The sequence below is a fragment of the Comamonas aquatilis genome (assembly GCF_965139575.1).
Taxonomy (GTDB): domain Bacteria; phylum Pseudomonadota; class Gammaproteobacteria; order Burkholderiales; family Burkholderiaceae_C; genus Comamonas; species Comamonas aquatilis.
In genome coordinates this window covers 84,928-96,513 of sequence record NZ_CBCSIW010000018.1, presented here as the reverse complement: position 1 = coordinate 96,513, position 11,586 = coordinate 84,928, and the positions used below count along the sequence as shown (strand labels likewise).

General features: G+C 56.8%; 8 protein-coding genes and 2 pseudogenes. 8 read left to right on the top strand and 2 right to left on the bottom strand.

Going from position 1 to position 11,586, the window contains the following annotated elements; all coding sequences use genetic code 11:
• The first annotated feature begins 141 nt into the window (after positions 1-141).
• The 4 genes and pseudogenes from ACNAZA_RS17820 (at position 142) to ACNAZA_RS17805 (ending at position 5,756) form a co-directional block, all read left to right on the top strand.
• Entirely contained in the window at positions 142-2,373 is a 2,232-nt protein-coding gene (locus tag ACNAZA_RS17820) for an HD domain-containing phosphohydrolase (protein ID WP_415797868.1), read from the top strand.
• Between the two features lie 156 nt (positions 2,374-2,529).
• Positions 2,530-3,471, top strand: coding sequence for a CysB family HTH-type transcriptional regulator (locus ACNAZA_RS17815; RefSeq protein WP_120967515.1), 942 nt, complete (start codon positions 2,530-2,532; stop codon positions 3,469-3,471).
• A 124-nt stretch (positions 3,472-3,595) separates the two neighbouring features.
• Positions 3,596-4,249, top strand: a pseudogene (locus tag ACNAZA_RS17810) (aminotransferase class I/II-fold pyridoxal phosphate-dependent enzyme); the annotation flags it as partial.
• A 211-nt stretch (positions 4,250-4,460) separates the two neighbouring features.
• Positions 4,461-5,756 carry a site-specific integrase gene (locus tag ACNAZA_RS17805; RefSeq protein WP_415797867.1) on the top strand — a complete coding sequence of 432 codons (1,296 nt, stop codon included), beginning with the start codon at positions 4,461-4,463 and terminating at the stop codon, positions 5,754-5,756.
• A gap of 33 nt (positions 5,757-5,789) precedes the next feature.
• On the opposite strand, the pseudogene ACNAZA_RS17800 reads toward ACNAZA_RS17805, so the two are convergent.
• Positions 5,790-6,877 (bottom strand): annotated as a pseudogene (locus tag ACNAZA_RS17800) (IS3 family transposase).
• 341 nt (positions 6,878-7,218) lie between these two features.
• On the opposite strand from ACNAZA_RS17800, the gene ACNAZA_RS17795 reads away from it, so the two are divergent.
• Together ACNAZA_RS17795 and ACNAZA_RS17790 are read left to right on the top strand one after the other, a co-directional pair.
• Positions 7,219-7,680, top strand: a complete 462-nt coding sequence (locus tag ACNAZA_RS17795; RefSeq protein ID WP_415797866.1) for a MarR family winged helix-turn-helix transcriptional regulator — start codon at positions 7,219-7,221, stop codon at positions 7,678-7,680.
• The gene (locus tag ACNAZA_RS17790; RefSeq protein WP_415797865.1) at positions 7,610-8,848 is read left to right on the top strand and encodes a multidrug effflux MFS transporter; all 1,239 of its coding nucleotides are present in this window, start codon (positions 7,610-7,612) and stop codon (positions 8,846-8,848) included. Before ACNAZA_RS17795 ends, ACNAZA_RS17790 begins: the two co-directional genes overlap by 71 nt.
• Before the next feature lie 10 nt (positions 8,849-8,858).
• Here ACNAZA_RS17790 and ACNAZA_RS17785 read toward each other — a convergent pair whose 3' ends face one another.
• On the bottom strand, positions 8,859-9,482 hold the full coding sequence (locus ACNAZA_RS17785) for a TetR/AcrR family transcriptional regulator (protein ID WP_415797864.1): 624 nt from the start codon (positions 9,480-9,482) through the stop codon (positions 8,859-8,861).
• A gap of 133 nt (positions 9,483-9,615) precedes the next feature.
• Here ACNAZA_RS17785 and ACNAZA_RS17780 point away from each other — a divergent pair, with 133 nt between their 5' ends.
• Both ACNAZA_RS17780 and ACNAZA_RS17775 read left to right on the top strand, forming a co-directional pair.
• On the top strand, positions 9,616-10,698 hold the full coding sequence (locus tag ACNAZA_RS17780) for an alkene reductase (protein ID WP_415797863.1): 1,083 nt from the start codon (positions 9,616-9,618) through the stop codon (positions 10,696-10,698).
• Between the two features lie 96 nt (positions 10,699-10,794).
• Positions 10,795-11,583 carry an SDR family NAD(P)-dependent oxidoreductase gene (locus ACNAZA_RS17775; protein WP_415797862.1) on the top strand — a complete coding sequence of 263 codons (789 nt, stop codon included), beginning with the start codon at positions 10,795-10,797 and terminating at the stop codon, positions 11,581-11,583.
• Positions 11,584-11,586 lie beyond the last annotated feature (3 nt).

Genomic DNA, 11,586 nt, shown 5'->3' with positions numbered 1-11,586 from the left:
GCTTTGAGCGCTGCGTTGTATTGCTTCCAGTTGGTGGTGCGATAGCGAGGTTTGGACTGCGGGGAATGACTCATCGCACGAGGCTACCTGACCCTAGCCTGCGATTTATGCAACAACGCCGTCACCGATGAGAAGCTCCGCGTGCTGGCCAAGCGCAAGGGAGGCTCGCTGTATGGCGATATCCCTCCAGACCACATCGTTTCCCTGCGAGAGCTGGACAACAAGTACCTCAAAGCCGTTGCAGACCTTGGGCACTCATCCAGCGACTTGCTCGCCGAAACCATCCAGTTGGCGGGCGAAAACTTCATCCTGGCATCACGCCGCATGACGCCTGCGCAGGGAGCGATGTACCGCATCTATGTCATCGCCCCCTTGAGCGATTTCACAGGCATCGTTCTCAAGACCCAGCAGAACGTGTTGTGGGCCGCGTTGGCAGCCATCGTGTTGTTGATCCCGATCGCCTACCTTGGCACACGCGGCGTAACGCGGTCACTGACCGCTCTGACCCGCCAATCTGAGCGCATTCGACAGCTGGACTTCTCGAGCAAGCCCGAACATGTGCCATCGCGGCTTTACGAAGTGCATGTTCTTAGCAGGGCACAGGAAGTCATGCACGACTCATTGAAGGAACGCACCGAGGCCCTGGAGGCTGCGACCCAGAAGCTCAGGCGCCTGGTGGACATAGGCATACAACTGGGCAGGGAGAAGGACAGGAACACGCTACTCAAGAATGTGTTGCTTGGCGCACGCGACATTGCGCACTGTCAGTCCGCCGCCTTGTTCCTGAAAACCGATCATCAGACGCTGCGCCTCACTATGCTCACCGACGACATACCGATGCCCGAGCTGGAATTGAGCTTACGCGATGCCAGCACGGGAGAGTCCTGCCATCACTCCGCCAGCGCGGATGCCGTATGGAGCGGCAAGACAGTCGTCGTGGACGATGCTGCAACGGACAAGCGCTTCGACTTCACGGAGGCATTGAAGCTTGCAGAAATTTCCGGTCATGACATCCGGTCGCTCCTGACACTGCCGCTCAGCGCACATGAGGGAGAGGTGCTGGGGGTCATCCTGTTGAGAAACGCGCTGGATCCCAACACGGGTCAACTCAGCCGCTTCGACAGCGAAACCGTGAAGTACGCCGAGGCACTGGCTGCAGAGGCCGCGATCATCATCGAGAACCAGCAACTCCTCCAAGCTCAGAAAGAGCTGATGGATTCGATGATCAAGATCATCGCAGGCGCTATCGATGCCAAGAGTCCCTACACCGGCGGCCATTGCGAGCGGGTACCCGAACTGGCCGTGATGCTGGCCGAGGAAGCCGTCAAGGTCGATGAAGGCCCTTTGGCAGATTTTGCCTTCCGCAGCGAAGACGAGTGGCAGGAGTTCCGCATCGGCGCCTGGCTGCACGACTGCGGCAAGGTGACAACGCCGGAGTACGTGGTGGACAAAGCCACCAAACTGGAAACCATCTACAACCGTATTCATGAAATTCGCACACGCTTCGAAGTTTTGTTGCGCGATGCCATGATCGAACGCTTGGAATCCATCTGGGAGCGCGGTGTCCCCCCGAGTCAGGCCGACGCAATCTTCCAGCAAAAACAATCGCAGTTGCTTGCAGACTATGCCTTCGTCGCACAATCCAATGTAGGCGGGGAGTTCATGACCCCGGAACACGTTGAGCGCATCGCGGCCATCGGGAGCACGACTTGGATGCGGCACTTCGACGACCGCCTCGGCCTGTCGCAGGAAGAAGAAAATCGCCTGACAAGTCAACCAGTCCCGGTGTTGCCGACCCAAGAGCGCTTGCTCGCTGACAAGCCACAGCATATCGTTGCGCGTACAGCCGACAGCACCCCGGACCCCAAATACGGCTTTGAGTTAAAGGTACCGCAACACCTTTACAACCAAGGCGAGGTCTACAACCTGAGCATCGCACGCGGCACCTTGACGGCAGAAGAGCGCTACAAGATCAACGAGCACATCATCCAGACCATTGTCATGCTGGAAAACATGCCTTTTCCCAAGCACCTGAAGCGGGTGCCCGAATACGCAAGCACGCACCACGAAACCTTGAGCGGAACGGGTTACCCCCGCAAACTTTCCGATAAGGAGCTTTCCGTACCGTCGCGGATCATGGCCATCGCCGATATCTTCGAGGCCTTGACCGCCAGCGACCGCCCCTACAAGAAGGCCAAGTCCCTATCCGAGGCCATCAAAATCCTGTCCTTTTTCAAGAAAGACAGGCATATCGATCCGGTGCTTTTCGATCTATTCCTGACCTCGGGTGTCTACAGACGTTATGCAGAGCGCTTCCTCTTGCCGGAGCAAATGGACGAGGTTGACGTGACCATGTACGTCACCAGCACCTGAACCGCTTCCTGTTCACGCCTGCGATGAATGTGTAGATCTGCTTGTCAAAAGCAGGAAAAGCCAGTGCAACGCGACAGGAATGCGCAGATTTGAAATAAAGAGAAGATTCTTTAGATATTTGAAGCATAATGACGCCAGTTCTTAGTCTGTGCCGCCATGAATCTGCACCAATTTCGCTTTGTTCAAGAGGCCGCGCGCCGCAACCTCAACCTCACAGAGGCAGCCAAGGCCTTGCATACCTCCCAGCCCGGGGTCTCCAAGGCCATCATCGAGCTGGAAGAAGAACTGGGCATCGATATCTTTGCCCGCCATGGCAAACGCCTCAAGCGCATCACCGAGCCCGGGCAGGAAGTGCTCAAAAGCATAGAGCTCATCATGCGTGAAGTGGGCAACTTGAAGCGCATTGGCGAGCAGTACAGCGCCCAGGACAGCGGCACGCTCAGCATCGCCACCACACACACCCAGGCCCGCTATGTGCTGCCCCCAGCCGTGGCCCGCTTGCGCGAGATGTACCCCAAGGTCACCATCAGCCTGCACCAGGCCACGCCGGCCGAAGTGGCACGCATGGTGATAGACGAAGTGGCCGAGATAGGCATGGCAACCGAATCGCTGGCCGATTACCCCGACCTGGTCACCCTGCCCTGCTATGAATGGCAGCACGTGCTGGTTTTGCCCACAGGCCATCCGCTGGCGCAAAAAGAGCGCATCACGCTGGACGACATCGCCCACGAAGCCCTGATTACCTATCACCGCTCCTTCACCGGCCGCAGCAAGATCGACCACGCTTTTGAAATGCGCCGACTGCAACCGCATATCGTGCTGGAAGCGATTGATGCCGACGTGATCAAGACCTATGTGCGCCTGGGTCTTGGCATTGGCATCGTGGCCGAGATGGCCATGCGTGACGAGCCCACCAATGACCTGGTGGTTCGTCCCGTGGGACATTTGTTTGGCTCCAGCGTGGCGCGCGTGGCCATCAAGCGCGGCGCATACTTGCGCAACTTCGTGTATAAATTTGCCGAGCTGCTGAGTGACCGCCTCTCGCGCGACCTCATCATCCGCGCCATGAGCGGCAGCGTGGACGATTTCGGGCTGTAAACCCCGCCTCCAGAATGTTTGTCAGGTCTGCGGCGAGCTGCGCGCAGGCCAGTTTTGCAGAACTGTCGTGACTCCTACCTTTCCCAGCAAGCTGCCCCATGTGGGCACCACGATCTTCACCGTCATGTCGGCCTTGGCTGCCGAGCACAAGGCTGTCAATCTAGGCCAGGGCTTTCCTGACTTTGGCTGCGATCCACAGTTGCTGGATGCTGTCGACGCCGCCATGCGCGCCGGCCACAACCAGTACCCGCCCATGAGCGGCTGGCCGGCCTTGCGTGAAGCAGTTGCTTCTAAAATAGAAGCACTTCACGCCCGCCGGTACGACGCAAACACTGAAATTACCATTACGGCCGGTGCCACCCAGGCCATTCTCACCATCATCCTGGCCACGGTGCATGCGGGCGACGAAGTCATCGTTCTCGACCCCTGCTATGACAGCTATGTGCCCAATATCGAGCTGGCAGGCGGCGTGGCCGTGCGTGTGCCGCTCACGCCTGGCACCTTCCGCCCGGACTTTGCAAAAATCGCCGCAGCCATCACGCCACGCACGCGACTGCTGATCATCAACAGCCCGCACAACCCCAGCGCCACGATCTGGACCGATGCCGAGATGCGCCAACTGCAAGCGCTGCTCGCGCCCACCAATGTGCTGCTGATCTCCGATGAGGTCTATGAGCACATGGTCTTTGACGGCGCCCAGCACCAGAGCACTGCCCGCTTTGCCGGCCTGGCCGAGCGCGCCTTCATCGTCTCCAGCTTTGGTAAGACCTATCACGTCAAGCGTGAGTTAATGGCATGGACATCGCAAGCGTTAGATTACAATCCATGGACATACTGGAGAGATGCATATGTCCATCAGGAAAGTAGTTCCGGTCAAGTTCACTGATTTTTACCTAGATCAATCGGAGGTTTTGCCCTCCAGCCATGTGATTGGCAAAGGATCTTGCCGCGGCAGGCGTCGCTTGTGCTTAGTCAATGCCGGGTGAACAATGGCAACGCTTGAATTTATCGAGTACACCCCGCAGCGCCTCATTCTCAACTCCACCGAGGAGCTCACCTGGGTCGAAGCTGCTACACAACAAAAAATTCGTTCCCTGCCCATGATTTATTGGGACGATGGGTCGCCATGGAACGAAGCCAATCATTGGGCCCATGAGCGAGCCACTGGCGGCTACGTCAAACTCAAGACGATTCAGGACCAGATGCGGCATCTGCACAAGTTTGCGCAATGGCTGGAGACAAAAGACGCGCCTGACTGGCGGCACTTTCCAATGAATCGCGCTGATCGTGTGCTGGTTAAGTGGCGAGGCTACTTAATCAAGTGCCGGGACGAGCTAGGAATACTTGCACCGTCTACGACAACGGCAAGGATGAATGCCTGCATCAATTTCTACAGTCATTGCGCCGAATTCGGTTTCATCTCGCACGATTCACCCAAATGGAAAAACATCCCAGTCATCGTCCGTTACCACGACACAGCAGGATTCAAGAGAACGCTATCGCGCGTCACAACTGACATTTCAATCAAATCTCGCGTCGCAAAGAAGTCAACGGTGGAAGAAGGCTTGCTTCCTATCACCGGCGTGCACATGCAGCAACTACTGGATTTTGCATCCCATGGCGCCAGCCAGGAATTGCAGCTTATGCTGAAGCTGGGCTTCTTCACGGGCGCCCGGCTTCAAACTATTTGCAACCTAAAGATTGGAAATCTTGAGCGTGCGGTACCAGACCCGGATGTGGAAGGTCTTTGGTGCATAGCGGTCGGCCCTGGCTCGCGACCATTTGTCGAAACCAAGTTCGATGTAGCAGGTATGCTGCGACTACCAGAGGCAATGCTCCTAGAACTGAAATCCTACGCCTACAGCGTACGGAGAATGAAGCGCCAGGCACGAGCGTCCAAAGAGTTCAAAGAGTTGCTGTTACTCACTACACAGGGAAATCCCTACGAAAGAAGAGACGATGGCAAGCGTAGTTCTGCGGTCAACAGCGAGATGGTCAATTTGCGGCGAAATGCTGTTGAGTCCGGCATGAAATTCATGGTCGATTTTCGATTTCACCAGACGCGAGCGACCTATGGCACCTTGCTGATGAAAACACTTTTGCCACTTGGAAACTTGCAAGCAGCGTTGGAATTTGTGCGCAATGCCATGTTCCACAAGGAAATATCCACCACGATGACTTATGTGAAATTTATCGAGCAAACTAAAGCAAAAGTGGAAGTGGCCAATGCATACACGCAGGCGTTCTTTGATCTGGCCCATAAAACAGTAGTGAAGGATTGGTAATCCCCCCATAAACCACCGCTCTGAGAAGTAGAGCTATGCGGCCATGGCCAGCCGCTGCTTGGGGGTGATGCCACCCAAGGCCATGTTTGGGCGTTCATGGTTGTAGCGCCACATCCACTGCGTGGCGTACTCCCGAACCTCGTCGAGATCGGACCAATAATACTGTGACAGCCATTCGTAGCGGACCGTTCTATTGAAGCGCTCCACATAGGCATTCTATTGGGGCTTGCCAGGCTGGATGTGTTCGATGCGAATTCCTTGCCCGCTGGCCCAGTTCAGCAGCGTAGCGCTGATGTATTCCGGCCCATTGTCGCAACGTATTGCTTGTGGCTTCCCACGCCAGGCCATGATCTGCCCCAGCACTCGAATCACGCGATGCGATGGCAGTGAGAAGTCCACCTCGATGCCCAGGGCCTCACGGTTGAAGTCATCAATTACGTTGAGTAGTCGAATGCTGCGACCATCTTCAAGCTGGTCATGCATGAAGTCCATCGACCAGACTTCGTTGCAGTGATCAGGCACTGTGAGCGCCTCGGGCTTCTCCCGCACCAGACGCTTGCGTGGCTTGATGCGCAGGTTCAACTCCAATTCCCGGTAGACGCGAGAGACACGTTTGTGATTCCAGGTAAAGCCACGCACGTTGCGCAAGTGCAGAAAGCACAAACCAAATCCCCAGTTGCGGTTGTTGTCAGTCAGGCACAGCAGCCACTGGGCGATCTCGTCATCTTCCATGCGGCGCTTGGTCACATAGCGATAGCAGGCTTGGCTGATCTGGAATGCCTGACAGGCCGACCGGATCGACACGCCGTGCTGCTGCACAGCTCGATGAGCCATCTCGCGTCGGCGAGATGGCTTTACCACTTTTTTGCGAGAGCCTCCGAGACGATCTCTGCTTTGATCTTCTCCTCAACGTACATCTTGCGCAGCCGCCGGTTCTCCTCTTCGAGCTCCTTCATGCGAGCCATGAGCGACGCATCCATGCCGCCGAACTTGGCCCGCCACTTGTAGAACGTCGCCGAGCTGATGCCTAGTTCACGACAAAGCTCAGGGACCGTCAGACCGGCCTCTGCTCGCTTGAGCGCGTCGATGATCTGGCTGTCGGTGAAACGTGATTTCTTCATGGTAGAGATTCTCCTGTGAGAGTCTCTACTTCTCCGCGCGCTGGAATTGCGGGGGGATTACCCCTGAAAAACGGCCTCCCCTGGTTCCATGCGAATGGGAACAAAGTCGAGCGTTTGGCCAATTGGAGCCGGGGACAACTCCCCCGCGAAGATGGCCTCGAACATTTCCATGCCAGAGCGAGCAGCGACACTGCCGTGCGGCCCAGTATCCACAGCTCTTAGATGTGCACGCACCGCCACTTCATCCGCTCGCCATCTCTCGATAACCTGATCCACAGTCATTTCAGCCTCCTTCATTTCTAAAACTTGTAATTACAACTATTGTAATTACAATATATCAAATGAAGAACAGCATCAAGCCCCAGGGTTGCACCAACCTGAAGTTGCGCCAACTCAGTCGCATTGTGACGCGGCACTACGACCATTTTTTTGCGGAGGTGGGCTTGAAGATCACGCAATACTCCCTGCTCTCCCACGTCGTCAAATTAGGGCCGGTACGGCCGGTGGATCTGGCCAAGCGCATGCAGATGGACGCTTCAACGTTGACGCGCAATCTTCAGCCGCTGACAGCGATGGGCTTGCTGACGATTGGCGCTGGAGTCGACGCACGCAGTCGTTTGGTCACCGCAACAGAAACCGGCGTGACCAAACAGGCACAAGCACAACAGGCTTGGAAGGCTGCACAGCTTGCTTTGAACGCGCAGCTGGGGACGGAACGTGTGGCGGCGCTGCATGACTTACTCGATTCCTGCATTGAATGCCTTGACGGCGATGAAGGGGGCGACGATGCACAAACCGATTGAATCCACACAATCTTTCTCAGGCGAATTGCTGCTGATGCTCGCTGGACTGGCAGCGCTGGGATCGTTGGCTACCAACATCATCCTGCCGGCCTTCCCTGCCATGGGTGCCGAGCTTGGGACATCTGTAAAAGACCTTAGCGCCACCCTGAGCACCTTCTTTGTGGCTTTCGCGTTGGGTCAACTTTTCGTGGGACCTTTGTCGGATCGCTTTGGACGCAGACCTTTGGTGGTGTGCGGTCTGGTCGTGTTTGTCGTCGGTAGCGCGGTATGTGCCTTTGCGTCGAGCCTTCCCCAGCTCATCGTCGGCCGAGTTGTTCAAGCGCTCGGGGTATGTGCCACGTCCGTGCTGTCTCGTGCCATTGCACGTGACCTGTTTGAAGGTGAGTCGCTCGCACGTGCGCTTTCGCTGGTCATGGTCGCCATGGCGGCTGCACCCGGTTTTTCTCCGCTGCTGGGGGGCGCCTTCAACAGCTTGTTGGGCTGGCGTGCGACCTTTGGCGTTGTCGGGGTGCTCGCCATCTTGCTGGGTATCCACTATGTTTCGCGGCTTGGCGAGACCCATCGCGCCGACTTACGCCGGCCGTTGGCGCTCAGTGCTGTAACTGCGACCTACAAAGCACTCTTGACTGACCGCCGTTTCATTGCACCAGCAATGTCTGTCAGCTTGGTCTTGGGCTCGCTGTATCTGTTTTTTGCAATGGCACCGGCCATCTTGATGGAAGGGTTTGGTTTTTCACCCTTGCAACTCGCACTTTTTTTCGCGTCTACCGTCTTTGTTGTCTTTGGCGCTGGTCTGCTCGCTCCTAGGCTTGCGCATCGCTTTGGCGCAATGCGCGTTGCCCGTGCAGGCATCACCATCGCCTTTGCCGCTGGTGCGACCCTGCTGGCAGCCCCAGAGCAGGTGTACTACTTTTCGGCGGCGTTGACAGTGTTTTTGATTGGAATGGGCCTGATCAATCCCTTGGGAACTGCCGTGACCCTGCAGCCATTTGGCCAAAATGCTGGGGCAGCCTCTGCCTTGCTGGGCTTCCTGCAAATGGGCTGTGCTGCTATCTCCATTGCGATTACCTCAGCACTGCAGCTTTCACCCTACTTGGCATTCAGCGCTGTTATCGCTACCAGTATGTTCCTGGCGATGGTGACGTTTGGGGCCGCGGTAAAGAGCTAAAGGCAAAGGCTCAGGCCACATCAGGTTGAGTAGCATGAGCCGCTGCGGGTGACGGTACACCTTCTTGCTCCGTCAGCGCGCCAAGTATCTTGTCCCGACACACAGTCAAGATTTCGTCGGCAAGTGGCGAATCATCGGGACAGGCCCGTGACATGACCAGGGCCCCGACGATATGCGCAAAGGTGTCGATGGACTTGGCCCGTGCCTCGTCATTTCCTGCTCGCTCCGAGGTCGGACATTCCTTCTCAAGGGCCTGCAGCAAGCTTTCGATGCCTGCAGCAAATGTCGTCTTGACCTCTTGCGTCTGGCGCGCTGCATCCGAGCCCAGGGCGGCCATAGTGCAGCCTGCCGCCCGATTGTCACGATGCTCGCGAGACAAATAGCTGTTCACAAAAGTCGACAGGTCAATACCTTTCGTCAACTCTACGGTCTGCTCTATCCCGCAAGCAGCTGATTCCGCCATCAAGTCCGTCTTGGAGCGGAATTGTTTGTAGAAGCCGCCTTGCGTGAACCCCGCTGCCGCCATCAAGTCGACCACGCCCACGCCATCGTATCCACGCTCGCGAAACAGCGCTGACGCGGTTTTCACGACATGTGCTCGGTTTGCCTGTGCCTGTGCTTTGGTGAGCTTCATTTTTTCTACCGTGGAGTGTCTGTGTGCATGCGAAGCTTCTACTATATATTGATTACGATCATAATTAAAGTATTGACTTTTTAGATTACGATCGTCATTATTGACTCTTCTAGAACATTGCTGTGGATGCAACATGACTGAGAAGACGCTTTTTCAACCCTATGTCTTAGGTGATCTGGTACTTGCCAATCGAGTTGTGATGGGGCCGCTAACCCGCAACCGCGCCGGTTCAGGCCTTGTGCCTAATGACCTTGCGGCCATCTACTACGCACAGCGCGCCTCAGCTGGCTTGATCATTACGGAAGCGACTCAGGTCTCAGCACAGGCGCAGGGCTACCAAGACACCCCCGGTCTCTACACAGCCGAACAGGTCGCTGGATGGCGCAAAGTCACCGAAGCGGTGCACTCCAAGGGCGGCAAGATCTTTGTGCAACTGTGGCATGTGGGTCGCGTGTCCCATGTGTCCGTGCAGCCGGATGGCGCAGCGCCTGTAGCTCCCTCTGCCATCCGAGCACAAACCAAGACCTTCGTGAACAATGGCTTTGCGGAAGTATCTGAGCCCCGCGCTCTGGGTTTAGATGAGATCCCAAACATCGTGGAGAGCTTCCGCCAAGCTGCCGCCAATGCCGTGAGTGCAGGCTTCGATGGCGTGGAGGTGCATGGTGCCAACGGCTATCTGCTGGAGCAATTCATCAAGGATGGAGCCAACCAACGCACGGACGCATACGGCGGCTCAGTGGAAAACCGTGCACGACTGTTGCTAGAGGTGACCTCTGCCGTTGCCCAGGAAATTGGACCTGAGCGCACCGGCGTGCGCATTTCCCCAGTTTCCCCCGCCAATGGCATCTCTATCAGTGAGCCGCAGCCTCAGTACAACTACATCGCGGAGCAACTCAGTGCCCTGGGCGTTGTCTACCTGCATGTCGTCGAGGGTGCGACAGGCGGCCCCCGCGATGTCGCTCCTTTTGACTATGACGCGTTGCGCGCTCGCTTCAAGCAAACCTACATCGCCAACAACGGCTACACCCGCCAGTTGGCCGAAGCTCGTCTGCAGGAAGGAAAGCTTGATTTGGTCGCCTTTGGTCACGCCTTCATTGCCAACCCAGACTTGGTCGAGCGCTTGAAAACCGACGCGCCTCTGGCTCAGATGAACATGGCCACGCTCTACGGCGGTGCCGCCGCAGGCTACACCGACTATCCCGCGCTCGCAGCCTGACGCCAGTGCATGCAACAGGAGCTCTGCAACCTGCTCCTACCCTCCAACGCTATCCCATCCCCCTGATCTTCCCAAACCATTTCTGGATATAGAACTATGACTAATCTGCCTACAGCCTTGATCACCGGTGCGTCTTCCGGCATCGGTGCGACCTACGCTGAACGCTTCGCCCGCCGTGGCCACAACCTCGTCATGGTTGCCCGCGATAAAGCTCGCATGAACCTCCTAGCCTCCCGCTTGCGCGAAGAGACCAAGGTCGCCATAGACGTGATTCAAGCCGACCTTACACAACAGGAAGACCTGGCTGAGGTCGAGACGCGTCTGCGCGAAGACACGTCGATCGGGATTCTGATCAACAACGCTGGCATGGGCCAGTCCGGGGCCTTCGTCCAACAGAACGCGCAGAGCATTGACCGTCTGGTAATGCTCAACACCACGGCGCCCACGCGCCTCGCTGCAGCAGTCGCTGCGCGCTTTGCTCAGGAAGGCAAAGGCTCGATCGTCAACATCGGCTCGGTTGTTGGCTTTGCTCCCGAGCTAGGCATGACTATTTATGGTGCGACCAAGGCATTTGTACTGTTTCTCTCACAAGGTCTGAATTTGGAACTAGGGCCGAAGGGAATCTATGTGCAAGCCGTACTCCCGGCGGCAACCCGTACTGAGATCTGGACCCGCGCCGGCATGGATATCAACACACTGCCAGAGGTGATGGATGTCAACGAACTGGTTGATGCCGCACTCATCGGCTTCGATCGCAAGGAACTGGTGACGATTCCGCCCCTGCATGTCGCAGAACGTTGGGACGAGCTGGATCAGGCGCGACAAGGACTGATGTCCGAAATCCGTCAAGCGCATGCCGCTGAGCGCTACAAGCCGCAGGCCTGAGCG

Bases quoted from the DNA above. Each gene is read 5' to 3' on its own strand.
- ACNAZA_RS17815 (WP_120967515.1), top strand. From the start codon at position 2,530: ATGAATCTGCACCAATTTCGCTTTGTTCAAGAGGCCGCGCGCCGCAAC.
- ACNAZA_RS17805 (WP_415797867.1), top strand. From the start codon at position 4,461: ATGGCAACGCTTGAATTTATCGAGTACACCCCGCAGCGCCTCATTCTC.
- ACNAZA_RS17795 (WP_415797866.1), top strand. From the start codon at position 7,219: ATGAAGAACAGCATCAAGCCCCAGGGTTGCACCAACCTGAAGTTGCGC.
- ACNAZA_RS17790 (WP_415797865.1), top strand. From the start codon at position 7,610: ATGACTTACTCGATTCCTGCATTGAATGCCTTGACGGCGATGAAGGGG.
- ACNAZA_RS17785 (WP_415797864.1), bottom strand. From the start codon at position 9,482: ATGAAGCTCACCAAAGCACAGGCACAGGCAAACCGAGCACATGTCGTG.
- ACNAZA_RS17780 (WP_415797863.1), top strand. From the start codon at position 9,616: ATGACTGAGAAGACGCTTTTTCAACCCTATGTCTTAGGTGATCTGGTA.
- ACNAZA_RS17775 (WP_415797862.1), top strand. From the start codon at position 10,795: ATGACTAATCTGCCTACAGCCTTGATCACCGGTGCGTCTTCCGGCATC.